This window comes from Enterobacter sp. UPMP2052, assembly GCF_053709675.1.
This window is the reverse complement of record NZ_JBSKJR010000008.1, coordinates 57657-82000: the sequence shown is the minus strand read 5'-3', so window position 1 is coordinate 82000 and position 24344 is coordinate 57657. Positions and strand designations below refer to the sequence as shown.

Genomic DNA, 24344 nt, shown 5'->3' with positions numbered 1-24344 from the left:
GAACTTAATAAAAATACGACCCGAAAACGGGTCATTCATTACCCTACACTGGACAATATTATGGTCAAACCAACTGAACCTAGAGTTGGTTATGGCGTGGCGCTTGGCTACGGCATAACCGATCTGTTTGGCGGAGGCGCTTTCGCCATTATCGGCACCTGGCTGTTATTTTTTTACACTACCTATTGCGGGTTGTCGGTCGTCGAGGCCGGCTCCATCTTTGCCATCGCCCGCGTCATTGATGCCCTCTTAAGCCCGATTATGGGCTACGTTACCGATAATTTCGGTGATACCTGGCTCGGGCGTAAGTTCGGGCGGCGGCGCTTCTTTCTATTGCTGAGTTCGCCCCTAATGTTTCTCTATGCCCTGCTGTGGCTGACGGACATGGGCTACTGGTACTACCTTGGCACCTATCTGTCCATCGAGCTGCTGTCGGCGATGGTGCTGGTGCCGTGGGAAACGCTGGCGGCAGAGATGACCAACCGCTACGAGGAGCGTAGCCGCCTCTCCGGGGTACGGATGATCTGCTCGCAGCTGGGGGGCTTTTTAGCGGTCTCCGTTCCCGGCGTTATCATGCAATTTACCGGCAAAGATAATCCGTTTACCTATACCCTCACCGGGCTGATATTTTCCTGCGTCTTCTGTATCGCGGTCTTTATTACCTGGTTTACCACCTGGGAAGCCAAAGACGTACAGCAGGAGTCCAGCTTTAAGGTCGATAATCAGCGCAGCAGCGGTCTCGTCAACCATTTAAAATATCTGGTGCTCGATCTCTTCTCGTCCTTCCGTATTCGGGCGTTCCGGCTGCATATCATGATTTATATCTTCTCGTTTACCGCCATGGACGTGTTTGGCTCAGTCTTTACCTACTACGTGGTGTATTGCCTGAGTCAGGATGCCGCCGCCGTGTCCGGCTGGCTGAGTATTGCCGCCTTTGCTTCAGTGCCGGGAACCTATGGCTTTATGCTGCTGTTAAACCGGCTCAACATGACCCCTTCCGCCGCGCTGCGGTTCTCCTACGGCTGTATTTTCTGCGTGCTGGCGTTTCTGTTTACGGTCTATCTCACCAAAACGCAGGTGCCAACCCTGGTGTTCTCGGCGGTCTTTATCCTGCTGGGTGCCGCGCGTTCCGGGCTTTATTACATCCCCTGGAACATCTACAGCTTTATTCCCGATATTGATGAAATGGTCACGCAGCAGCGCCGCGAAGGAATTTTTGCAGGCGTGATGGTGCTGACGCGCAAAAGTACCGTGGCAATTGCCATCATGATTATCGGCCTGGTGTTGCAGGAGTCTGGTTTCGTGAAAGGCAGCGGCGCGCAGCCGGAAAGCGCGCTGAACGCCATCATCGGGCTGATGATCTTCGCCACGGCGGCGCTGCTGGCGGTGAGTTTCTTCACCACCTACCGGTTCAAACTCACCCGGGAAACCCACAAAACGCTGCTCAGGGAGATTGCCCGCCGCAAGCTTGGCGGTGATTACCGCGACTGCGACGACACTACCCGCGTCGTCATCAAGCAGCTTACGGGCTATGAGTATGACGAAGTGTGGGGAGGCGATGCCACGCGTCGCACGACAGGAAACGTTAGCCTGTCAGGCGCAAAATAGGCGCTCAGGGTAGACTGCCGGGCCGCCAATGGCCCGGCTCCTGCCATAGCTGTCGTGACGAAACCGTGACCTCTGGCAGATTTACAGGTCTTTACGCTATACTACCGCTGAAATAATCGGCTCAACGCTACGAGCCGTGTTCTATGTGTCTTCACACAAACGTAATCAACTTCCCTTCCGAGGATCTGGCTGAAGCCGGATAAACTATGTTAAACAGTATTTTAGTAATACTTTGTCTTATTGCGGTCAGTGCATTTTTCTCGATATCCGAGATCTCGCTGGCCGCCTCCCGTAAAATCAAACTCAAGCTGCTTGCCGACGAGGGCAACATCAATGCATCACGCATTCTGAAGATGCAGGAAAACCCCGGCATGTTCTTTACCGTGGTGCAGATTGGCCTGAACGCGGTCGCCATTCTGGGCGGTATCGTGGGCGATGCGGCGTTCTCGCCGGTATTCCACGGCCTGTTCTCACGCTACTTTTCACCGGAACTCTCCGAGCAGTTGAGCTTCATCCTCTCCTTCTCGCTGGTGACGGGCCTGTTCATTTTGTTTGCGGATTTAACCCCGAAACGCATCGGTATGATTGCGCCTGAAGCCGTGGCTTTGCGTATCATCAACCCGATGCGCTTCTGCCTGTTCCTGTTCCGCCCGCTGGTCTGGTTCTTCAACGGTCTGGCCAACAGCATCTTCCGCCTGTTCAAAATCCCGATGGTGCGTAAAGACGACATCACCTCTGACGATATCTACGCGGTCTTCGAAGCGGGAGCCCTGGCGGGCGTGCTGCGTAAGCAGGAGCACGAGCTTATCGAGAACGTATTTGAACTGGAATCCCGTACCGTGCCGTCGTCCATGACCGGACGTGAAAACGTGATTTGGTTCGATCTGCACGAAGACGAACAGAGCCTGAAGCAAAAAGTCGCAGAACATCCGCACTCTAAGTTCCTGGTTTGTAATGAAGACATTGACCACATCATCGGTTACGTCGACTCCAAAGACCTGCTGAACCGGGTGCTGGCGAATCAGAGCCTGGCGCTCAACAGCGGCGTGCAGATCCGCAATACCCTGATTGTGCCGGACACCCTGACGCTCTCTGAAGCGCTGGAAAGTTTCAAATCCGCCGGGGAAGACTTCGCGGTGATCATGAACGAATACGCGCTGGTGGTGGGCATTATCACCCTCAACGACGTAATGACCACGCTGATGGGCGACCTGGTCGGCCAGGGGCTGGAAGAGCAAATCGTTCAGCGTGATGACAACTCATGGCTGATTGACGGCGGTACGCCAATTGAAGACGTGATGCGCGTGCTGGATATCGACGAGTTCCCGCAGTCCGGCAATTACGAGACCATCGGCGGCTTTATGATGTTCATGCTGCGCAAAATCCCGAAACGCACCGACTCGGTGAAGTTCTCCGGGTTTAAGTTTGAAGTGGTGGATATTGATAACTACCGCATCGACCAGCTGCTGGTGACGCGCATTGACAACAAACCGACCGTGCTGGTGCCAAAGCTGCCGGATGCGGAAGAGAAGGTCTCGGCATAACGTGCCTGTCCCCACAAACATCAACGGCTCCCATCGGGAGCCGTCTTTTTATCTACTACTGCTTATTTACTACTGCATAGCACGTTGGTTAAGCCATCTCAGTTTGCAGACGCATAACCTGACGGTTGACTTCGGACATCACAGAAAAATGCTGTTTGTCCTTCACTTTTGGGATAAGGATTTTGCCCTTATCGAACTCAAAAGCGCCAACATCCTTGATGTACAACCGTCCACGGAACAGGATCTTCACGTACTTCGCCACCTGAAGCGGGTTGTAGCGTTGGAAAATTTTCATTCTTGTCTCTCCTGCGAATCATACGCTCTTGCGGCGCCACAATCGGCCCGACTGTCCGGAGCGCAAATTTTATTGCCCAATGACTATAGACCAGAACCTCGTTGTTACCCAGTGTGCATAAGTTTATTTACCGTATGATTACAATTAATCAGAATAATCTTTGCAAACCGTGACTGGGCGCAGTATAAGCCGTCGTTTTTTCATGGATATGTGCGTTCACCCGCAAACTGGCATCGGGATTGCGGGAAAACCTCATTGATCGCACTTATGATTAAAAGTGCATGACCAAGTGGTCGGATCACCAGCAAATAATAAGGAAACACCATGACCCTACGTAGCATCCTGGGAGCAGCATGTCTGCTTCTGCCCCTGTGGGCTTGCGCGCACAACATTGAAAAAGGACAACGCGTACCGCCAGTCGGTATTGCAGACCGGGGAGAATTGATTCTCGACAATGATAAGTTTAGCTACAAACCCTGGAATAGCGCGCAGCTCGCAGGGAAAGTGAGAGTTGTACAACATATTGCTGGCCGTACATCGGCAAAAGAGAAAAACGCAACCCTGGTGGAAGCGATCAAGACCGCAAAACTGCCGCATGACCGCTACCAGACCACCACGATTGTGAACACCGACGATGCCATTCCCGGCTCCGGGATGTTTGTGCGCTCAAGCCTTGAGAGCAATAAAAAGCTCTACCCCTGGTCGCAGTTTATCGTCGACAGCAACGGTGTGACGCGTAAGGCCTGGGCGCTTGACGAAGAAAGCTCGGCGATTATGGTGCTGGATAAAGAGGGCCGCGTGCAGTGGGTGAAAGACGGGGCGCTGACGCAGGATGAGGTGCAGCAGGTCGTCGCCCTGCTGCATAAGCTGCTGGATTAGTATAGCGAAACGCGAAAGCCGGGATTGAGGAAAGACTCGCGCGGGGTGTAGTCCAGCGGCTTGCCCTGCCAGTCGTGGACATGTGCCCCGGCCGCCGCGGCAACCGCGTGGCCTGCCGCCGTGTCCCAGACGTTGGTTGGCCCGAAACGCGGATAAAGCTGCGCCTGCCCTTCTGCCACCAGGCAGAACTTCAGCGAAGAGCCAATCGAGGTGGTCTGGTGCTCACCCAGCTGTTGCAGATATTCCTGCAGCTCGCTGTCGCTGTGCGAACGGCTGATGACCACCAGCGGCGGACGCGCATCGCGGACCTGGATCTGCTTGCGCACGCCGCACTCCTCTTTCCAGGCCTTACCTTCTGCCGCGCTGTACATCACGTTCATGACCGGCGCGTAGACCACCCCCAGCACCGCTTTGCCTTTTTCAATCAGGGCAATATTGACCGTGAATTCCCCGTTACGCTTAATAAACTCTTTGGTGCCGTCCAGCGGGTCCACCAGCCAGTAACGCTGCCAGTGCTGGCGCTCATCCCAGCTTTGCGGGGCTTCTTCTGATAACACGGGGATATCTGGCGTTAGCGCCTGCAGGCCTTTCAGAATAATGCCATGCGCCGCGATATCCGCCGCCGTCACCGGGGAGTCGTCCGCTTTGCTGACCACGTCCATCGGCGTTGTACCGTCGTAAACCTGCATGATGGCATCACCCGCATCCCGTGCGAGCTGACAAATTTTATCTAACATTCTCCACCTCTTCGTTAACGCAGTGGGCATAACTTATTGTTTTAGTTATATCGTAATGTGAACAATTCCGCTATCTGTGAAGCAATCCCGGTTAAATCATCCTCATTTCTGGCAGGATTCACACTTCTGTAAGCAACGCACTATAGATACATATTCTTTTGTGGCCTGGATCGAAAAAAGGACTCCTGTGATGATTAAGTTTAGCGCAACCCTTCTGGCAACGCTGATTGCAGCAAGCGTACAGGCGGCGACGGTGGATCTTCGGATCCTGGAAACGACCGACCTGCACAGCAACATGATGGACTTCGATTACTACAAAGATACGCCTACTGAAAAATTTGGACTGGTACGCACCGCAAGTTTGATCAACGCCGCCCGGGGCGAAGTGAAAAACAGCGTGCTGGTCGATAACGGAGATGTGATCCAGGGCAGCCCGCTCGGGGATTACATGGCGGCGAAAGGGATAAAAAAAGGGGAGATCCACCCGGTCTATAAAGCGATGAACACCCTGGATTATACCGTCGGTAACCTCGGCAACCACGAGTTCAACTACGGCCTGACGTACCTTCACGATGCGCTCGCTGGCGCGAAATTCCCGTACGTTAACGCCAATATCATCGACGTTAAGACTCAAAAGCCCCTGTTCACCCCTTACCTGATTAAAGAGACCCAGGTGGTCGATAAAGACGGTAACACCCAGACGCTGAAAATTGGCTATATCGGTTTTGTCCCGCCGCAAATCATGACGTGGGATAAAGCGAACCTCGACGGGAAGGTGACGGTGAACGACATCACCGAGACCGCGCGCAAATACGTACCGGAGATGCGCGAGAAAGGGGCCGATGTGGTGGTCGTTGTCGCCCACTCTGGCCTGTCAGCCGATCCGTATCAGGTCATGGCGGAAAACTCGGTCTACTACCTGAGTGAAGTGAAAGGCGTGGATGCGATTCTGTTTGGTCACGCCCACGCGGTCTTCCCGGGGAAAGATTTCGCCAGTATCAAAGGCGCGGATATCGACAAGGGCACGCTCAACGGCGTGCCGTCGGTGATGCCGGGCATGTGGGGAGACCATCTTGGCGTGGTGGATCTGGTTCTTAATAACGACAGCGGCAGCTGGAAGGTGATTCAGTCGAAAGCCGAAGCGCGCCCGATCTACGACGCAGCTGCCAAAAAATCGCTGGCGGGTGAGGATAAAAAGCTGGTCGAGGTGCTGAAGGATGACCATGACGCCACGCGTGAATTCGTCAGCAAGCCGATTGGTAAATCAGCCGATAACATGTACAGCTTCCTGGCGCTGGTGCAGGACGACCCGACCGTTCAGGTGGTTAACATGGCGCAGAAAGCCTACGCCGAACACTATATTCAGGGCGATCCGGACCTGGCAAAACTGCCGGTGCTCTCCGCTGCCGCGCCGTTCAAGGTGGGCGGGCGCAAGAACGATCCGGCCAGCTACGTTGAGGTTGAAAAAGGCCAGCTCACCTTCCGTAACGCCGCCGATCTTTATCTCTACCCGAACACGCTGGTCGTGGTGAAAGCGACGGGCAGCGAGGTGAAGGAGTGGCTGGAGTGCTCCGCCGGGCAGTTTAACCAGATTGACCCGAACAGCAGCAAGCCGCAGTCGCTGATCAACTGGGACGGGTTCCGCACCTACAACTTCGACGTGATCGACGGCGTGAAATACCAGATTGATGTCACCCAACCCGCAAAATATGACGGCGAGTGCCAGGCCATTCATCCGCAGGCGGAGCGCATCAAGAACCTGACCTTCAACGGCAAGGCTATCGATCCGAATGCGACCTTCCTCGTCGTGACCAATAACTATCGTGCCTACGGCGGGAAGTTTGCCGGCACGGGTGACGACCACATCGCCTTTGCCTCACCGGACGAGAACCGCTCGGTGCTGGCGGCGTGGATCGGCGCAGAATCGAAGAAAACGGGCGCAATTCATCCGGCGGTCGACAACAACTGGCGTCTGGCACCGATCCACAGCGATACGCCGCTGGATATCCGCTTTGAAACCTCTCCGTCTGATAAGGCGGCCACGTTTATCAAGGACAAGGCGCAGTATCCGATGAAAAAGGTGGCGACCGATGATATCGGGTTCGCGATTTATCAGGTAGACCTGAGCAAGTAGCGGTGATTGTGTCGGGTGGCGCTTCGCTTACCCGACCTACGCGATCGTGTAGGCCGGGTAAGGCGAAGCCGCCACCCGGCTTTTACGCCGCCCGCTCATCCCGGTTCGCCAGTACCTGCGGCGTGTTCAGTTCTATCCAGTCGGCCAGCGCGGCCACCTTCTCGCTCACCTCAATGCCTAACGGCGTGAGGCTATATTCCACGTGCGGCGGTACGACCGGATACGAAACCCGGTCGACAAACCCGTCCTGTTCCAGCGCCTGCAGCGACTGGGCCAGCATCTTTTCGCTCACCCCGCCCATCTTGCGCCGCAGATCGCTGAAGCGATGCGTCCCCTGGCGTAGCGCCACGAGGATCAGCACGCCCCAGCGGCTGGTGACATGCTTGAGCACGTCACGGGAAGGGCACTGCTCAGCAAAGAGATTTCCGTCGCGCATTTGCTCGCTGAGCGTCGGTATCGTCATTTTCATACTTACCTTTTTGTACGTACTTACTAAAAGTTAGTGATGGTGATAGTGTGCCATAACACCAGACAAACACGAAGGAGAATGATCATGATCGCGATTACCGGCGCAACCGGCCAGCTTGGCCACCTCGTTATTGAACAGCTGTTAAAAACCGTTCCGGCGAAACAGATTGTCGCCATTGTGCGTAACCCGGCGAAAGCCGACGCGCTGAGCCAGCAGGGAGTGGTGGTTCGCCAGGCGGATTACGCTGACGAAGCCGCGTTCACCGCCGCGCTGGGCGGCGTGGATAAACTGCTTTTAATCTCCTCCAGCGAAGTGGGCCAGCGCGCCGCGCAGCATCAGAACGTGATTAACGCCGCCAAAGCCGCCGGAGTGAAATTTATTGCCTACACCAGCCTGCTGCATGCGGATACCTCGCCGCTGGGCCTGCACGTTGAGCACGTACAAACCGAAAAAGCGCTGGCAGAGTCCGGCGTGCCTTACGCTCTGCTGCGCAACGGCTGGTATACCGAAAACTATCTGGCAAGCGTGCCACCGGCCCTTGAGCACGGCGTGTTTATCGGCGCGGCGGGTGAAGGCAAAATTGCCTCTGCGACCCGTGCGGATTACGCCGCGGCCGCCGCAAAAGTGATTTCAGAAGAGGGCCACGCTGGCAAGGTTTATGAGCTGGCGGGCGATAACGCCTGGACGCTGAGCGAGCTGGCGGCTGAGCTGAGCAAACAGAGCGGGAAAAAGGTGGCCTACCAAAACCTGAGCGAAGCAGATTTTGCCGCCACACTGAAGGGCGCAGGCCTGCCTGCCGGTCTCGCGGATATGCTGGCTGACTCCGACACTGGCGCATCGAAAGGCGGTCTGTTCGACGACAGCCGTACGCTCAGTAACCTGATTGGTCGCCCGACAACACCGCTGGCGCAGAGCATCAGCGCCATCCTGTAATTGTTACGGCCTGGTTATTTTTTGTGGCATCCCCACGGGTCATCTCTGATAATAACGAGATGACCCACAAGGAGGCTCACCGTGCAAGGCGTACCCGATCAGTTCACCGATGAGAGAGACAGCGCGCGCTTTCGCCAGCTGCCGCAGCTGCCGGGCCTCGAGCTTTATCACGCGCATATCTCCGGCTACGCCTTTGAGCCTCACACCCACGAAGCCTTCGGCATCGGCACTATCGAGACCGGTGCCGAGCGCTTTCGCTACCGCGGCACGCAGCACCTTGCGCCGGAAAAATCCGTTGTCACCATGAACCCGGACGAGATCCACACCGGCGAGTCCGCTACGGAAGATGGCTGGCGCTACCGGATGGTCTATATCGAACCCGGACTACTGGAAGAGGTGACCGGCCTGCGCCACTGGTGGTTTAGCGACGTGACCCGCTACGACCCCGTGCGTTCGCAGCGAATTGGCCAGCTGATCTACGGCCTGTGGCATACGCAGGATCCGCTGGCGCAAAAAGGCCTGCTGCTGACGTTGATTGAGAGCTTCCAGCCCCTCGCCCGCCACGCGCCGGTGGTTCAGGAAGGCGCGCACCGCTTCGAGCGCGTGCGCGAGTATCTGCACGACAACTACATGCACTCCCTGACGCTCGACGAGCTGGCAAACGTGGTCTCGCTTAGCCCTTACCATTTTCAGCGCCAGTTCAAAGCCCATTTTCACGTGACGCCGCACCAGATGCTGATGGCTATCCGCCTGTGGCGCGCCAAGGCATTTCTCACCCAGGGCATGCCCGCCGCCGACGTGGCTGCCGCTACCGGGCTAACCGATCAGTCGCATTTAACCCGCGCCTTTACCCACCGCTACGGCATTACGCCCGTGCGTTACCAGAAACAGGTTACGTCGCGTTAATGCGCAACCTCATACAATACGCACACATTTTCCCCTCCTACACTGGATGTTGAACAATTCAATGTGGATGGAAAAATGATTAGCGGCGTGTTGTATGCCCTGCTTGCAGGTCTGATGTGGGGGCTGATTTTTGTCGGCCCTCTGATCGTGCCGGAGTATCCGGCCATTTTACAGTCCACCGGACGCTACCTGGCGCTGGGGCTGATCGCTATCCCGCTGGCGTGGCTGGGCCGTGAGCGGCTCCGGCAGTTGAGCCGCCGGGACTGGTGGACGGCGCTGGGGTTAACCATGATGGGTAACCTTATCTACTACGCCTGCCTGGCAAGCGCCATTCAGCGCACCGGCGCGCCCGTTTCGACCATGATTATCGGCACGCTGCCAGTCGTTATTCCTGTGTTCGCAAATCTGCTTTACAGCCAGCGGGATGGCAAACTGGCGTGGTCGAAGATGCTGCCCGCTCTGGTGTGCATTGCCGTGGGGCTGATATGCGTGAATGTTGCCGAGCTGCGTCACGGGCTGGCCGACTTCAGCTTATGGCGCTACGGTTCGGGAATTTTTTTAGCCTTCATTTCTGTCGTGTGCTGGGCGTGGTATGCCCTGCGCAACGCGCGCTGGCTGCGGGAAAATCCCGACAAACATCCGATGATGTGGGCGACAGCGCAGGCGCTGGTGACGCTCCCTGTCTCGTTGGTGGGCTATGCCGGGGCGTGTCTCTGGCTGGGGAGCCAGCAGTCGGCATTCGCTCTGCCGTTGGGGCCGCGCCCGTGGGTATTCGTCGGGCTGATGATTGCCATTGCGGTGCTGTGTTCATGGGTGGGTGCGCTGTGCTGGAATATCGCCAGCCAGAAGTTGCCGACGGTGATCTTAGGGCCGCTGATTGTCTTTGAAACCCTCGCCGGGCTGCTCTACACCTTCCTGATGCGCCAGAGCGTGCCGCCGCTGTTAACGGCCTGCGGGATCGCGTTGCTGGTGATTGGGGTGGTGATAGCGGTGAGGGCGAAGCCGGAAAAACCGAGGGTTGTTCCGGCGTCGGAGGTGTGAGCTTTTCGCCGGGTGGCGGCTGGCCTTACCCGGCCTGGAATGTTCTCGAACGTAGGCCGGGTAAGCGGCATGATGTTAAAACGTTTCCCAGTTCGCTTCAGATGCCGTCGCGACGGGCTGCGCTTTTGGTGCGTAGGTTTTCACCGGGGCCGCTTTCACCGCCTGGCTGCGGGTAATCTTAAACACCGCCACCGCGTCGTTCAGGCGAGCGGCCTGATCTTCCAGCGCCGCCGCTGCTGCCGCAGACTCCTCCACCAGCGAGGCGTTCTGCTGCGTCACGCGGTCCATCTCGGCTACCGCCTGGCCGACCTGATCAATACCGCGGCTCTGCTCGTCAGACGCCGAGGCGATTTCACCCATGATGTCGGTGACGCGGGTTACCGCGCTGACGATCTCCGCCATGGTCGCACCGGCCTCGTTGACCAGCTGTGAGCCTGCGCTGACGCGCTCGCCGGAATCATCAATCAATCCTTTGATCTCTTTTGCCGCCTGCGCGCTGCGCTGGGCAAGCGTACGAACTTCGCCCGCAACGACCGCAAAGCCGCGGCCCTGCTCGCCCGCACGTGCCGCTTCAACTGCCGCGTTCAGCGCCAGAATGTTGGTCTGGAAGGCAATACCGTCAATCACGTTGGTAATCTGCGCGATTTTGCTGGAACTAGTGGCGATCTCATCCATCGTGCGCACCACACCCTCTACCACGTTGCCGCCCTTCTTCGCGGTGGAGGACGCATCCAGCGCCAGACGGGACGCCTGACGGGCGTTATCGGCGTTTTGCTTCACGGTCGCGGTGAGCTGTTCCATGCTGGCGGCGGTTTCTTCCAGCGACGCGGCCTGCTGCTCGGTACGGGAAGAGAGATCGTTGCTGCCCGCAGAGATTTCACCCGCGCCGGTATAGATTGTGTCTGCGCCTTCACGCACCACCCCGACCGTGTTCGCCAGCGACGTTTGCATCTCCTGAACGTTGCGCGCCAGTACGGCCATCTCATTCTTACCCTGCGCCTGAATCGGCTGGGTCAAATCCCCTGCGGCGATAGCGCGGATATGCTGAATCACCTCGTCCAGCGGCAGCAGCAGCACGCGACGCATCGCTATCCAGCTGGAGATAATCACTGCAATCACCAGAAGCATCACCGCCGAGAGGATCCACAGAATGCGCTTATAGTCGCTTTCATTATCCTGGATACCTTTACTGGTCAGCGCAGCCTGCGCTTCACGCCACTCGCGATACACCTTTTGCATCGCCGTCTGCTTCTGTTCAGCATTTTGCTTGAACATATCTTCCAGATTGCCCTGGGCCAGCAGAACGTTCATTTGCGTCAGCGTGGCGGAGTAAATGCGATACTGCTCTTCCAGCCGGTCAGCCAGTTTTTCATCCATACCCGGCGTTTCAGGCAGCGCGTAATATTTGTCGTAATGCGCCTGCGCATCGGCCAGCAGGTTTTTCGCGGTGGTCACCAGCTCGTTCAGCTGCCCGCCGTTAATTTGATTCGCCATGCTGCTTTGCAGACGCAGCATGCCGCGGTTCAGGGTCACGCGTGCCTGGTTCAAGCTGATCCACGCGTCGGTAAACTCCGCCACGTTCTGGCTGGAAAGCTGAGAAACGGTGAAGTTCTCTTTATCGTTATTCAGCGCATTAATGAAAATGCCCGCAGAGATCAGTTGCATGATGCCGAGCACCAGCAGCACTGAAATCAGAAGGGTTATGACTTTTATACGTTTAAACATGCGTTGCCTTTTTATATGCAGGTATTGTCCGACGTGTATCTATCGGCAGGCGCGGCAGGTTGTTTACTGTTTCTCCACCTTTAAAAACTTTCGAAAGCCATTTCCTGCATTCATTCAGCAAGTTAACTAAGAGGATTTTTTTGTGATCGCCGTCGTGTTTTACCCTTGCCCCTAAAGGGTTATAGCTTCGTCTTAAAGATGCATTTAAAATGCATCTTATATTATTGATGATGAGGTAACTGCTATGGCCTTCCGCGACCAACCCCTCGGCGAGCTGGCGCTCTCCATCCCACGCGCTTCTGCGCTGTTTCGTAAATACGACATGGATTACTGCTGCGGCGGTAAGCAAACGCTGGCGCGTGCCGCAGCGCGCAAAGAACTGGATGTCGGGGTTATCGAAGCCGAGCTGGCAAAACTGGCCGAGCAGCCTGTCGAAAAAGACTGGCGTACAACCGCGCTGGCCGACATCATCGACCACATCATCGTGCGTTACCACGACCGTCACCGCGAACAACTGCCAGAGCTGATCCTGCAGGCGACCAAGGTTGAGCGTGTACATGCCGACAAACCGTCCGTCCCGCGCGGGCTGGCGAAATACCTCTCCATGCTGCACGAAGAGTTGTCCAGCCATATGATGAAAGAAGAGCAGATCCTCTTCCCGATGATCAAACAGGGAATGGGCAGCCAGGCCATGGGGCCCATCAGCGTGATGGAAAGCGAACATGACGACGCGGGCGAACTGCTGGAAGTGATTAAACACACCACCAACAACGTCACCCCGCCGCCGGAAGCCTGTACAACGTGGAAAGCGATGTACAACGGCATTAACGAAATGATCGACGACCTGATGGAACACATCAGCCTTGAGAACAACGTTCTGTTCCCGCGTGCCCTCGCAGGCGAATAAAAAAAGGCGCCCGAGAGCGCCTTCATGAAGTCCGAATTCGGCCACACCTGGTGTGGCCTTTTTTTTTACTTACGCATGCCAGCCATACGTTTTTTGCCGATAAACAACCAGCCCAGCCCCAGCGCGATAAACCACAGCGGCGTGACGATCAACGCCTGACGGGTATCATCTTCCAGCGTCAGCAGCACCAGCACGAACACGAAGAAGGCCATGCATACCCAACACATCAGCTTGCCCAGCGGCATCTTGTAGATTGATTTCTCATGCAGATGAGGACGCTGTTTGCGGTACACCAGATAGGAGCACAGGATGATGGTCCAGACGAACATGAACAGGATCGCCGAGACCGTGGTGATCATCGTGAACGCCCCGATCACGCTTGGGTTAACGTAAAGCATCACCACGCCGCCCAGCAGGCAGATACAGGAGAAGGTCAGCCCTTTAGCCGGTACCGCGCGCTTAGAGAGTTTGGCAAACGCGCTCGGCGCGACGCCTTCCTGCGCCAGACCAAACAGCATACGGCTGGTCGAGAACACGCCGCTGTTGGCAGACGAGGCCGCTGAGGTCAGTACCACGAAGTTGATCAGGCTCGCTGCCGCAGGCAGCCCCACCAGCACGAACAGCTCTACGAACGGGCTCTTGGTTGGCACCACCGAGCTCCACGGCGTGACGGACATGATAATAATCAGCGCGAACACGTAGAACATGATGATACGAATCGGAATCGAGTTGATGGCGCGCGGCAGGGATTTCTCCGGATCTTTAGTTTCCGCCGCCGTGGTTCCGACCAGCTCAATCCCCACGAACGCGAATACCGCAATCTGGAAACCAGCAAAGAAGCCGCTGATGCCTTTCGGGAACCAGCCGCCGTCATTCCACAGGTGAGCAAATGACGCCTGAACGCCGGTTGGTGACTGGAAGTGCGTCAGTACCATCACCAGGCCGACCACGATCAGCGCGACGATAGCGACGATTTTGATCATCGCGAACCAGAACTCCATCTCACCGAACATTTTTACGGTGGCCAGGTTCAGGGTCAGTAGCAGGACAATCACCGCCAGCGAGGCCACCCAGTCCGACAGACCGGGGAACCAAAATTGTGCATACGCCGTGATGGCGACGACGTCCGCCATGCCGGTCACTACCCAGCAGAACCAGTAGGTCCAGCCGGTGAAATAGCCCGCCCAGGGGCCGAGCAGATCGGAAGCAAAGTCGCTAAAGGATTTGTATTCGAGGTTCGAGAGCAGCAATTCACCCATTGCACGCATCACGAAAAAGAGCATAAAACCGATAATCATATAAACGAAGATGATCGACGGCCCGGCAAGGCTAATGGTTTTGCCCGACCCCATAAACAGCCCGGTACCGATGGCACCCCCAATGGCAATAAGCTGGATATGACGGTTTGTGAGATTTCGCCGTAGCGACTGTTCAGACGCCGCCTCTTCAGCGGCGGCGACTTTAACCTGATCTACCATGTGATATTTTCCTGTATATGCCTGTCTGTGTTGTTAAGGCTCTTCTGGCCTTTAAATACGTCAAAAAATTGACGGTCCCTGCGTAAGGACTCATCGATATTAGGTAAGAATCGGCGGGATGAATACTATGATTTGGATATTATGTTAATAATATGTTTAAAGTGAGTGTCATATCACTCATACAACGCGAAACAGCTCACAAAAATACACGCAACTGTTTTGTTTGCAAGATAAAATGTTGATTCCGGCGTAACTATAGGTTTTCTCGCTATTTTCCTCTCCCCAGGCGGAGAGAGGAAAATAAGAAAAGCCGATTACAGGATTTCCAGCAGCTCGACTTCAAAGACCAGGGTGCTGAATGGCGGGATGGATGCGCCTGCACCACGTTCACCATAGGCCAGGTTTTGAGGAATAGTCAGTTCCCATTTGGAACCCACTGGCATCAGGGTCAGCGCTTCGATCCAGCCTGCGATAACGCCGTTGACCGGGAATTCAGCCGGTTCACCGCGCTGTACGGAGCTGTCGAACACGGTGCCGTCGATAAGCTTACCGGTATAATGTACGCGAACGTGGTCGGTACGCGCCGGGATAGCGCCGTCGCCCTGCTTGATCACGCGGAACTGCAGGCCAGACTCGGTGCTGTTCACGCCTTCACGCTCACGGTTTTCTTCCAGATATTTCACGCCATCTGCTGCCATCTCTTCGAAGCGCGCGCGACGCACGGCGTCAGCACGTTCATGAATTTCACGCAGCGCGCGGTGAACAACGTCAACCGGAACGGCCGGGTGATTGCCTTCCAGCGCGTCAGCGATACCCGCCACCAGCGCTTCCGGTAACAGACCTTCCAGGCCGGATTCGCTCAGCTGCTGTCCTACCTGCAAGCCGATGCCGTAGCTTGCCTGCGCTTCGATAGTGTCAAAAGTCGGGGTGGTCATGGGTTTTCCTTCCATCACATTTAAAGTAGCGGGCAGCATATCAGCCATGCTCTTATGGGTAAAACTTTGTCTTAAGTAAAGGTGACAAACCGCAGCGAAACAGAAACAATAGAGGGGACCAGGATTAATCCCGAACTGATGTCACGGATGTCGGGTTTGCCACGCCGTTCAGGCAGTTAGCGAACTATACTTCGGAGCACAGGATAAAAAGACGCGGAGCAGGAGGAGAGCCATGCCCGGGCGATTTGAACTGAAACCTACCCTGGCGAAAATCTGGCATGCGCCGGACAATTTTCGCCTCATGGACCCGCTGCCTCCTCTGCACCGCAGAGGGATCATCATTGGCGCGCTGCTGGTCATCGTTGGCTTCCTGCTTCCTTCGGGGGGCGACGACGCCGACACGGCACCCGTCACCCGCAATGCGCAGCTGGATATCCAGTCCCAGACCCGGCCGCAGCCAGACTCGCAGCCGATGCAAACTCAGCTTGTTACGCCGTCCAACGATCCGGGTCAGATGGCACCGGTCGAACCTGAACCTGTTCAGGAAGAGCAGCCCCAGGATCAGGCCGCTGCGCCCGTTGAGCCTCAGGCTCAGCAGCCAACCGGCATTGAGCAGCAGTGGCGCTCTTATCGCGTAGAACCGGGTAAAACGCTGGCCCAACTGTTCCGCGACCACAACCTGCCAGCGACAGACGTTTACGCCATGGCGCAGGTAGAAGGCGCGGGTAAACCGCTCAGCAACCTGCAAAACGGCCAGATGGTGCAGATCCGCCAGAACGCCAGCGGGGTGGTCACCGGCTTAACGATTGATACAGGAAATGGTCAGCAGGTGCTGTTTACCCGCCAGACGGACGGCAGTTTTATCAGAGCACGTTAATTCCGCAGGCCGGGTAAGGCGAAGCCGCCGCCCGGCATTCTGTTCTCAGGCACGCCGCTTATTCACCCACCAAATCCCCGAACAGACCAGCACCAGCGCAATCGCATATTTGATATCAAGAATGTTTTCGCCGAGGAAGATAGCGGACAGCACAGTGCCCGCCACCGGCACCACAAAGTTGAACGGGGCAATCATGCTCACGCGGTTCACCTTAAGCAGCACGCTCCACAGGGCAAATGCCACGGATGACAGCAACGTCAAATAACCCAGCACCGCCGCGGCGGTGAAGCTGTGTACCTCCAGCGTGCCGCCCGTTACATATCCGCCGATCACCAGCACAAGGCCGCCAATCGCCAGCTGCCAGCCCGTCATCACCGTGGGGTCGACAGTCTGGGAGATGCGTTTCCCGTAGAGCGTCGCCGCCGACAGAATAAAGGCGGCCAGCACCACGAACCCGTCGCCGTTCCAGACAAAGTGGAACTCACTTAGCCCGCTGTGAAAATTCACCAGCATTACGCCGGCAAACCCGAGAATACAGCCAAGCGTTTTGTTATAGCTCAGCTTGTCGTTGTGGTAGATAAAGTGCGCCAGAAGCACGCTGAAAAACGTCCCGGTCGCATTCATGATCGAACCGTTAACGCCCGTGGTATAAGCCAGGCCGATATAAAAGAAGGTGTACTGAATCGTGGTCTGGGTCAGGCCAAGGATCGTAAGCTGACCAAACTGTGCAGGCGTAAGCCTGGCAATGGGCTTTCGCTGTGCCAGCGCAAAGAGCAGCAGCAACGCACCGGCAAACAGGAAACGGTATCCGGCAAACACCACTTTTGACGGGATATCATCTGTCGCAATCTGGAAAAGTTCGTAGCCGCTTTTAATCGCCGGGTAGGAGCTCCCCCAAAGCAGACAGCAGAGCGTGGCGCAGGCATAGGCTACATGTCGACGGGCAAAGACGGGCACAGGCAGAGCGGTATCCATGGCAAATCTCAAAGATAAAATGGCGTTTCAATTTATTATCAAGAATGCGCCAGGAATGGCTGCCCTACAAGGATAAAAGCGAAATTCTGAGAGGTCTGAAAAGCAAAACGCCGGCACAAGGCCGGCGATTTGACGTGAGCAGAGTAAAAAATTACTCAGCTACAACGTTAACAACCAGTTTAGCGAACACTTCGCTGTGAACCTGGAAGTCAACTTCGTGCTCACCAGTGGTACGCAGAACGCCGTTCGGCATACGAACTTCGCTCTTAGCCACTTTCACGCCTGCTGCAGTTACTGCATCAGCGATGTCGCGGGTACCGATGGAACCGAACAGTTTACCTTCGTCGCCAGCTTTAGACGCGATGGTAACGGTGCCCAGTGCGTTGATTGACTCAGCGCGAGCGTTAGCAGCCGCCAGAACGTCAGCCAGTTTGGCTTCCAGTTCAGCACGACGTGCTTCGAAAAACTCTACGTTTTTCTTGGTAGCTGGAACAGCTTTACCCTGTGGTACCAGGAAGTTACGAGCGTAGCCCGCTTTAACGTTAACCTGATCACCCAGGCTACCCAGGTTTGCTACTTTATCAAGCAGAATAACTTGCATTACCTTATCCTCTTAAAGTCGTTAATAGACAGCGGCCGATTACTGATGACGATCGGTATACGGCAGCAGGGACAGGTAGCGAGCGCGCTTGATGCAGCGAGCCAGCTGACGCTGGTATTTTGCACGAGTACCGGTGATACGGCTCGGGACAATTTTACCGCTTTCGGTAATGTAGTTTTTCAACGTTGCGATGTCTTTGTAATCAATCTCAACAACGCCTTCCGCGGTGAAACGGCAGAACTTGCGACGACGGAAATAACGTGCCATTTGGCTAGTCTCCAGAATCTATCAAATCAATCTGCTCGGCATGCAGAACCATTTTGCTCAGGCCGTTCTTTGCCTTGTGGCATGAAATGAACCCCTGAACCGTTACTGCGCTACCGACCGTTATACTGTGAGTAATGGCCTGGTTTTCGTGTCCGCTAATAATAACGGGCATTTGGCACCACGCCTGCCGGTGAAACCCGGCTTCCTCTTGCACAGAACGATGCTCAAGCACGAACTGGCAATGCGGAATTCCTGATGGGCTGACCTTTCGAAGGGGGGTCCTGCACACGGTACCGGACAACACCAGACGGTTGGTCATCAGAAATTACTCTTCAGAATCCCCAGCATCAGAATCATCTGCGGTTTCGTTTGCGAAATCATCGCGACGCTCACGGCGCTCGTCTTTCGCTTTAACCATCGGAGATGCTTCGGTCACTGCGTGTTTGGTACGCATAACCATGCTGCGGATAACGGCATCGTTGAAGCGGAAGTTAGTTTCCAGCTCATCGATCGCTTCCTGCGGCGCTTCAACGTTCATCAGAACGTAGTGAGCTTTGTGCAGTTTGTTGATCGGATAAGCCAGCTGACGGCGGCCCCAGTCTTCCAGACGGTGGATCGTGCCTTCTGCTGCAGTGATTGCACCAGTGTAGCGCTCGATCATGCCCGGAACCTGTTCGCTCTGGTCAGGATGGACCATAAAAACGATTTCGTAATGACGCATCGAATTGCTCCTTACGGATTATTCAGCCTCCTGTCTGGGTCAGCCGAGGCCCGGGGAGGCAAGGAACGTGTTAAAGGTCGGCTGAAAAATTGACGCGTCATAATACTTGCGCGCCCCGGGAAACTCAAGCGAGTTGCACAAATAATTCGCACTAAGCGTAAAGCGGGGTTAAGTGGATGATTTAAAATTAATCACATTCATAAGCGCTGTTTTTTTGAACAAGTGCATCAGAAATGGTCACGCATCCCCGTCACAGAAGCGATTACACTTTAATCAACGCCAATCCAAAGACAAAAGGAGAGCACTCACCGTCACACAGCACGCAGTCGTGGAGCGCATATCATGAAAAAGATCGCAATTGCCGTAATGGCTGCGCTTTTGCTCAGTGCAAACGCGATGGCAGCCATCAAGATAGATGGCCGACAGGCCAAAAACATGGATGATGTGCAGAGCTTAGGCGTAATCTACATCAATCATAATTTCGCCACCGAAAGCGAAGCAGATCAGGCACTTAATCAAGAAACCGATGCACAGGGGGCCACCTACTATCACGTCATACTGACGCGTGAGCCCGGCAGCAACGGCAATATGCACGCCAGTGCAGATATCTACCGATAACGCTCGCACCAGGAAAGCCAACAACGAGACATAGCCATGCTTTTATTTGCCCCCTGCCCGGGGGCTTTTTTTATGAATGGCTCCGGAATACCGCCGGTTACAACTGTTTTGGTATTCCAGAGCACTTATTTACTTCTGCCCGTAATAGGCATTCGGGCCGTGCTTGCGCATGAAATGCTTATTCATCAGGTAATCATCGATGTCGCGCAGCTGCGGGTTAATACCGCGGGCAATCCACGCCATCTTTGCGACCTCTTCCATCACCACCGCGTTATGCACTGCGTCGTGGGCGTCTTTACCCCATGAGAACGGGCCGTGCTGATAGACCACAATCCCCGGCGTATGCAGGGGCTCACACTCGCCCAACGTGTCGATAATCACCTTCCCGGTATTGAGCTCGTACTCGCCTTCCACTTCGGCCTGCGTTAATGCACGCGTGCACGGAATGTCGCCAAAAAAGTAGTCGGCATGCGTCGTGCCCAGCGCCGGGATCGCCAGCCCCGCCTGTGCCCATGCGGTGGCGTGCGTGGAGTGGGTATGCACCACACCGCCCAGGGAGGGATAACGCCGGTACAGCGCCAGGTGCGTGGCCGTATCCGACGAGGGACGCCAGCTGCCGTCGACGACGTTTCCGTCGAGATCCACCACGACCATGTCGTCAGCCTTCATAACCTCATACGCTACGCCGCTGGGCTTAATCACTATCAGCCCCCGCTCGCGATCGATGGCGCTGACGTTACCCCAGGTGAACGTCACCAGGCCATAGCGCGGGAGATCCATATTGGCTTCAAACACCTGCTGCTTAAGCCTCTGCATGTTCAGCCTCCAGCAACCCTGCCCGGGCCATGCGCTCGCGCACCCAGTCGCGCGCTTTCGCCACTTCAGCCGCCGGGTCTTCCGACGTTTCGCTCCACATCTCAATCAGGTAGGGCCCGCAATAGCCGGTCTGTTTGAGCGTTTCGAAGCAGCGCTCGAAATCCACCACCCCGGTGCCGAACGGCACGTTTTTGAACACGCCAGGGCGGGTGTCTTTAACATGCACCGCCACGATATGCCCGATGCCCGCCTGCAGTTCCATCTGTACGTCGTTATCCCACGCCGATAAATTGCCGATGTCCGGGTAGAGCTGGAACCATGGATTGTTCAGATAATGGGCGTAACCAAGCGCTTTGCTGATGGAGTTCATGAGCGGGTAGTCCATGATCTCCATAGCCAGCGTCACCTGCGCGCGGCTTGCCATCTCAACGCTCTCTTTCAGGCCGTCCCGAAAGCGTCGGCGCGTTTCGTCGTTGGCTTCCTGATAGTAAACATCGTAACCCGCCAGCTGGATCACGCGGATACCGACATCCTGCGCGAAACGAATGGCTTTCCGCATGATCGCCAGACCTTCAGCGCGTACCGCATCATCTTCGCTGCCAAGCGGAAAACGGCGGTGGGCGCTAAGGCACATGGACGGCACGCGCACGCCGGTTTCCGCAACCGCGTTCACCAGCGCAAGCCGCTGCTCGCGGCTCCAGTCGAGGCGTGCCAGACGCGCGTCCGTCTCGTCCACGGACATTTCGACAAAATCAAATCCCAGCTGTTTTGCCAGCTGCAGCCGCTCCAGCCAGCACTCCCCCGCAGGGAGTGCCTTTTCATAAATGCCAAGCGGGACCTGTTTAGACAACATACCCGCTCCTTAGCCCCAAAGCTGAGCGATTGAACGTTTGAACTGGCGCGCGGCTTCTACCGGAGACGCCGCATCACGGATGCTACGGCCCGCAATGAAGACGTGAATCGGAATGCCCTGGAACAACGGCAGATCTTCCAGCGCCAGGCCACCGGTCACGGTGACTTTAAAGCCCATGTCCGCCAGTCGTTTAATCGCGCTGATGTCGGCCTCACCCCAGGCAACGCCCGCGGCCTGCGCATCGCGGCTGCGGTGATACACCACCTGTTGAATACCGGCATCGCGCCACTCCTGCGCCTGTTCCCAGGTCCAGAAGCCGGTCAGCTCAATCTGCACGTCGCCATTAAACTCTTTCGCCACGTCCAGCGCCCCTTTGGCGGTGTTGATATCCGCACAGCAGATCACGGTGACCCAGTCCGCGTTGGCTTCAAAACACATACGGGAGAGAATTTTGCCCGCATCGGCAATTTTGGCATCGGCCAGCACGATTTTGTGCGGATAAAGCGCTTTCAGGTCGCGAACGGCGCGGACACCTTCGCCCACGCACAAAATGGTGCCCACTTCGATAATGTCCACTTCTTCCGCAATCAGGCGGGTCGTTTCATAAGCGTGAGAGAGCGTCTGGTTGTCCAGCGCAACCTGCAACATCGGTAATGCCATGATAAATTCCTCTTAAACGGCCGCCGCAGTGGCGTGATCAATTAAATCCAGGACGTCCTGCGCGGTACGGCAGGCGCGTAAACGGTCAAAATTCGCTTCGTCATCAAACAGGTTGACGATCTGCATGATGCCGACCTCCTGATGGGTGTTGGCATCGACAGCCGCCATGGTGATCAGGATGTCGACCGGGTCGTTATCTTCATGGTTGAACGCCAGCGGCGTTTTCAGTGTTACCAGCGCAAAACCGGTTTTTTTGACGCCCTCTTCCGGACGTCCATGCGGCATCGCCAGCCCTGGCGCAATGACGAAATAGGGACCATGCTGCTCAACCCCGTCGAGGATTGCCTGGTAGTACCGCGGTTCGACAACGTCGGCGTTAACCAACAGATCCACACCAAGCTTCACCGCCTCTTGCCATGTGCTGGCCTCGGCCTGTAAAAGAATGGAATTATTCTCTGCCAGCGAATCACGTAGTTTCATGTGGCGTCCTTACTTCACGTCTTGAGGGAAGTGTTCTTTGATCACGTCCAGCAGCTTTGGACCGAAATCAGCCGGCGAGAGCATGTTGCGCACGCCCACCACATGCTTGTTGCCCGTCACGGTGATTTCACCGGCGATATGGGTAGAGGCGATGATGATGTCCGCGCCGTTCAGTTCACTTTTGTATTCACCCACCGCGCAGCTGTTCACCGTGTGGTCAATGTTTGACTGGGTTAAAAACTGATCCACTTTCATCTTCATGATCATGGAGCTACCTTGCCCATTGCCACACACAGCCAGGATACGTACGGTCATAATCGAAACTCCTTAGTGAGCAGAGACTTCTGCTGTTTGTTTTTCCGCATCTTCTTCAGCTCGCAGCGTACGGCCAGCGAAGAACATATAAACCAGTGCAATCAGGATGATGACGGCCATAAAGACCAGCCCTACGGAGGCGAAGCCCTGCATCATTGGCGGTGCCAGAATTGACCAGTCGGCCATACCCATCCAGGCGCTCATGCCGGTGAGCTTGACCGCCCACACGCAGCCGAAGATCTCAACCATGCCCATCACCAGGCAGATCTTGAGCGCCGCGCGCCAGCCGCCGAAGTGGTTCGCAAAGACGCCGATCGTGGCGTTGGAGAAGAACATCGGGATAAAGCCAGGAATGATCAGAATGGACGAGCCGCAGCCCACCAGGATACCCACCGCAATCAACTGACCGATGGTGCCCCACATAAATCCCCAGACCACGGCGTTTGGCGCGAAGCTATAGATAGCTGCACAGTCAATTGCCAGCACTGCGCCAGGGATCAGCCGCTGAGAGATACCGTTAAAGGCCTCTGACAGTTCAGCGACGAACATGCGCACGCCCTGGGTGATGATGAAAATGGCGACGGCGAAGGAGAAACCGGTCTGCAGGATATAGACCGTCCAGTGGGTTTTGCCCGCCATCGCCTGCACCACGTCAATGCCAAAGGAGAGCAGAATGGCACCGAAGAAGATCGTCATTACAATTGCCGTCGAGACGATGTTGTCGTGGAAAATATTCAGCCAGCCGGGCAGCTTGAGGTCTTCGACGCTCTCCTCTTTTTTGCCCAGGTACGGCGCAACTTTATAGGCTATCCATGAGGCAAATTGCTGCTGGTGGCCGATGGAGAAGCCGCAGCCGTCGGTCACTTCCTGGGTCGGCTTGTACATCATGTTGGAGGTGATGCCCCAGTAGAGCGACACCATCACCGCCGTGAAGATGATGGTGGTCCACATTGGGTAGCCGAAAATATAGAGGGAAACCGCAATCAGTCCCGCCTGCTGAAACATGATGTGGCCCGTCAGCATGATGGTGCGAATGCCCGTTATCCGGCGTAGCAGCACATAAATGATGTTCAGCGCCAGCGCGAGCAGAACCGCATAGCCCACCCAACTGTAGGCATCACCCATACGATCGATGGTCGCCATCATGGAAGCGTAAGTATCTGAGATTGCACCGTTAATGCCGTACACTTCCGACATTTTGGCCACCACCGGTTTAAAGGTGCCGGTCAAAATGCCCGACCCTGCCTGCAGCAGCATGAAACCGATAATGGTTTTGATGGTGCCTTTGATGATGACGCTAACGCTTTTACGCAGAAGGATGTAGCCCAGGCACGTCACGATACCCAGCAGCAGCGGGGCGTTGGTCATTACCTGATTGAAGAACACGGTAAAGACGTTGTAGAGGATCTCCATAACTCTCTCCAGAAAAGGGTAACACGAGGGGCAAACCCCGGGTGGTTGGTGCCATCACTCTATTAATCACAAATAATCACCACAAGATTGCATTTGATTATTTGTGACGCATCACGCAATTTATTTCCACATCAGCAGTAATGATTTTCACTTCCGA

Annotated in this window: 27 protein-coding genes; 10 read left to right on the top strand and 17 right to left on the bottom strand. The window is 55.8% G+C overall.

Going from position 1 to position 24344, the window contains the following annotated elements:
* The first annotated feature begins 60 nt into the window (after positions 1-60).
* Together ACWKX3_RS18360 and ACWKX3_RS18355 are read left to right on the top strand one after the other, a co-directional pair.
* Positions 61-1608 (top strand): MFS transporter, encoded by a 1548-nt coding sequence (locus ACWKX3_RS18360; RefSeq protein ID WP_454542174.1) that lies wholly within the window; start codon positions 61-63, stop codon positions 1606-1608.
* Positions 1609-1814: 206 nt separating this feature from the next.
* On the top strand, positions 1815-3152 hold the full coding sequence (locus tag ACWKX3_RS18355; protein ID WP_006179018.1) for a hemolysin family protein: 1338 nt from the start codon (positions 1815-1817) through the stop codon (positions 3150-3152).
* Between the two features lie 88 nt (positions 3153-3240).
* Here ACWKX3_RS18355 and ACWKX3_RS18350 read toward each other — a convergent pair whose 3' ends face one another.
* Positions 3241-3447 (bottom strand): DUF1107 domain-containing protein, encoded by a 207-nt coding sequence (locus tag ACWKX3_RS18350; RefSeq protein WP_006179016.1) that lies wholly within the window; start codon positions 3445-3447, stop codon positions 3241-3243.
* A 324-nt stretch (positions 3448-3771) separates the two neighbouring features.
* Between ACWKX3_RS18350 and ACWKX3_RS18345 the strand changes: the two genes are divergently transcribed.
* A complete protein-coding gene (locus ACWKX3_RS18345; protein WP_058609541.1) occupies positions 3772-4326 on the top strand; it encodes a YtfJ family protein in 555 nt (184 codons plus the stop codon).
* On the opposite strand, the gene cysQ is transcribed toward ACWKX3_RS18345, so the two are convergent.
* Positions 4323-5063, bottom strand: a complete 741-nt coding sequence (cysQ, locus tag ACWKX3_RS18340; protein ID WP_088208724.1) for a 3'(2'),5'-bisphosphate nucleotidase CysQ — start codon at positions 5061-5063, stop codon at positions 4323-4325. The two genes, ACWKX3_RS18345 and cysQ, sit on opposite strands and share 4 nt — an antisense overlap.
* 190 nt (positions 5064-5253) lie before the next feature.
* On the opposite strand from cysQ, the gene ACWKX3_RS18335 reads away from it, so the two are divergent.
* The gene (locus ACWKX3_RS18335) at positions 5254-7197 is read left to right on the top strand and encodes a bifunctional 2',3'-cyclic-nucleotide 2'-phosphodiesterase/3'-nucleotidase (RefSeq protein ID WP_236347844.1); all 1944 of its coding nucleotides are present in this window, start codon (positions 5254-5256) and stop codon (positions 7195-7197) included.
* A gap of 82 nt (positions 7198-7279) precedes the next feature.
* On the opposite strand, the gene ACWKX3_RS18330 is transcribed toward ACWKX3_RS18335, so the two are convergent.
* Complete coding sequence (locus ACWKX3_RS18330; protein ID WP_006179010.1) at positions 7280-7666, bottom strand: winged helix-turn-helix transcriptional regulator; 387 nt, start codon at positions 7664-7666, stop codon at positions 7280-7282.
* A gap of 84 nt (positions 7667-7750) precedes the next feature.
* On the opposite strand from ACWKX3_RS18330, the gene ACWKX3_RS18325 reads away from it, so the two are divergent.
* The 3 genes from ACWKX3_RS18325 to ACWKX3_RS18315 all read left to right on the top strand — a co-directional run bounded on the left by ACWKX3_RS18325 (position 7751) and on the right by ACWKX3_RS18315 (position 10546).
* Positions 7751-8599, top strand: a complete 849-nt coding sequence (locus ACWKX3_RS18325; RefSeq protein ID WP_137272932.1) for an SDR family oxidoreductase — start codon at positions 7751-7753, stop codon at positions 8597-8599.
* An 81-nt stretch (positions 8600-8680) separates the two neighbouring features.
* The gene (locus ACWKX3_RS18320; RefSeq protein WP_137272933.1) at positions 8681-9505 is read left to right on the top strand and encodes an AraC family transcriptional regulator; all 825 of its coding nucleotides are present in this window, start codon (positions 8681-8683) and stop codon (positions 9503-9505) included.
* Positions 9506-9580: 75 nt separating this feature from the next.
* The gene (locus ACWKX3_RS18315; protein WP_454542173.1) at positions 9581-10546 is read left to right on the top strand and encodes a DMT family transporter; all 966 of its coding nucleotides are present in this window, start codon (positions 9581-9583) and stop codon (positions 10544-10546) included.
* Between the two features lie 75 nt (positions 10547-10621).
* On the opposite strand, the gene ACWKX3_RS18310 is transcribed toward ACWKX3_RS18315, so the two are convergent.
* Positions 10622-12271 carry a methyl-accepting chemotaxis protein gene (locus ACWKX3_RS18310; RefSeq protein WP_101738363.1) on the bottom strand — a complete coding sequence of 550 codons (1650 nt, stop codon included), beginning with the start codon at positions 12269-12271 and terminating at the stop codon, positions 10622-10624.
* A 244-nt stretch (positions 12272-12515) separates the two neighbouring features.
* On the opposite strand from ACWKX3_RS18310, the gene ytfE reads away from it, so the two are divergent.
* Positions 12516-13178, top strand: coding sequence for an iron-sulfur cluster repair protein YtfE (gene ytfE / locus ACWKX3_RS18305; protein ID WP_006179004.1), 663 nt, complete (start codon positions 12516-12518; stop codon positions 13176-13178).
* Positions 13179-13243: 65 nt separating this feature from the next.
* On the opposite strand, the gene cycA is transcribed toward ytfE, so the two are convergent.
* Complete coding sequence (gene cycA, locus ACWKX3_RS18300; RefSeq protein WP_220710983.1) at positions 13244-14656, bottom strand: D-serine/D-alanine/glycine transporter; 1413 nt, start codon at positions 14654-14656, stop codon at positions 13244-13246.
* Positions 14657-14970: 314 nt separating this feature from the next.
* On the bottom strand, positions 14971-15591 hold the full coding sequence (gene fklB / locus ACWKX3_RS18295; protein WP_042322538.1) for an FKBP-type peptidyl-prolyl cis-trans isomerase: 621 nt from the start codon (positions 15589-15591) through the stop codon (positions 14971-14973).
* A 232-nt stretch (positions 15592-15823) separates the two neighbouring features.
* Between fklB and ACWKX3_RS18290 the strand changes: the two genes are divergently transcribed.
* The gene (locus ACWKX3_RS18290) at positions 15824-16468 is read left to right on the top strand and encodes an OapA family protein (protein WP_058609536.1); all 645 of its coding nucleotides are present in this window, start codon (positions 15824-15826) and stop codon (positions 16466-16468) included.
* A 45-nt stretch (positions 16469-16513) separates the two neighbouring features.
* Here the strand turns inward: ACWKX3_RS18290 and ACWKX3_RS18285 are convergent, their stop codons facing one another.
* The 5 genes from ACWKX3_RS18285 to rpsF all read right to left on the bottom strand — a co-directional run bounded on the left by ACWKX3_RS18285 (position 16514) and on the right by rpsF (position 19032).
* Positions 16514-17443 (bottom strand): DMT family transporter, encoded by a 930-nt coding sequence (locus ACWKX3_RS18285; protein ID WP_137272936.1) that lies wholly within the window; start codon positions 17441-17443, stop codon positions 16514-16516.
* A gap of 151 nt (positions 17444-17594) precedes the next feature.
* Positions 17595-18044, bottom strand: coding sequence for a 50S ribosomal protein L9 (gene rplI, locus ACWKX3_RS18280; protein WP_006178997.1), 450 nt, complete (start codon positions 18042-18044; stop codon positions 17595-17597).
* 39 nt (positions 18045-18083) lie between these two features.
* Positions 18084-18311, bottom strand: coding sequence for a 30S ribosomal protein S18 (rpsR, locus tag ACWKX3_RS18275; RefSeq protein ID WP_002210155.1), 228 nt, complete (start codon positions 18309-18311; stop codon positions 18084-18086).
* Positions 18312-18315: 4 nt separating this feature from the next.
* Positions 18316-18630 carry a primosomal replication protein N gene (priB, locus tag ACWKX3_RS18270; protein ID WP_006178996.1) on the bottom strand — a complete coding sequence of 105 codons (315 nt, stop codon included), beginning with the start codon at positions 18628-18630 and terminating at the stop codon, positions 18316-18318.
* 6 nt (positions 18631-18636) lie between these two features.
* Positions 18637-19032: a 30S ribosomal protein S6 gene (rpsF, locus tag ACWKX3_RS18265; RefSeq protein ID WP_006178995.1), complete on the bottom strand. Its 396-nt coding sequence runs from the start codon at positions 19030-19032 to the stop codon at positions 18637-18639.
* 342 nt (positions 19033-19374) lie between these two features.
* Between rpsF and yjfY the strand changes: the two genes are divergently transcribed.
* Positions 19375-19650, top strand: a complete 276-nt coding sequence (gene yjfY / locus ACWKX3_RS18260; protein ID WP_006178994.1) for a DUF1471 family protein YjfY — start codon at positions 19375-19377, stop codon at positions 19648-19650.
* Positions 19651-19779: 129 nt separating this feature from the next.
* On the opposite strand, the gene ACWKX3_RS18255 is transcribed toward yjfY, so the two are convergent.
* Genes ACWKX3_RS18255 through ulaA form a run of 6 tightly spaced genes read right to left on the bottom strand, consistent with a single transcriptional unit; the run spans position 19780 to position 24187 of the window.
* Complete coding sequence (locus tag ACWKX3_RS18255; RefSeq protein WP_058609535.1) at positions 19780-20466, bottom strand: L-ribulose-5-phosphate 4-epimerase; 687 nt, start codon at positions 20464-20466, stop codon at positions 19780-19782.
* Positions 20453-21319: an L-ribulose-5-phosphate 3-epimerase gene (locus ACWKX3_RS18250; protein ID WP_006178992.1), complete on the bottom strand. Its 867-nt coding sequence runs from the start codon at positions 21317-21319 to the stop codon at positions 20453-20455. Before ACWKX3_RS18250 ends, ACWKX3_RS18255 begins: the two co-directional genes overlap by 14 nt.
* Before the next feature lie 9 nt (positions 21320-21328).
* Positions 21329-21979 carry a 3-keto-L-gulonate-6-phosphate decarboxylase UlaD gene (gene ulaD, locus ACWKX3_RS18245; protein ID WP_101738366.1) on the bottom strand — a complete coding sequence of 217 codons (651 nt, stop codon included), beginning with the start codon at positions 21977-21979 and terminating at the stop codon, positions 21329-21331.
* Between the two features lie 12 nt (positions 21980-21991).
* The gene (gene ulaC / locus ACWKX3_RS18240; RefSeq protein ID WP_006178990.1) at positions 21992-22459 is read right to left on the bottom strand and encodes a PTS ascorbate transporter subunit IIA; all 468 of its coding nucleotides are present in this window, start codon (positions 22457-22459) and stop codon (positions 21992-21994) included.
* Between the two features lie 9 nt (positions 22460-22468).
* Positions 22469-22774 (bottom strand): PTS ascorbate transporter subunit IIB, encoded by a 306-nt coding sequence (ulaB, locus tag ACWKX3_RS18235; RefSeq protein WP_006178989.1) that lies wholly within the window; start codon positions 22772-22774, stop codon positions 22469-22471.
* Between the two features lie 12 nt (positions 22775-22786).
* On the bottom strand, positions 22787-24187 hold the full coding sequence (gene ulaA, locus ACWKX3_RS18230; RefSeq protein ID WP_088208712.1) for a PTS ascorbate transporter subunit IIC: 1401 nt from the start codon (positions 24185-24187) through the stop codon (positions 22787-22789).
* Positions 24188-24344: the final 157 nt, after the last annotated feature.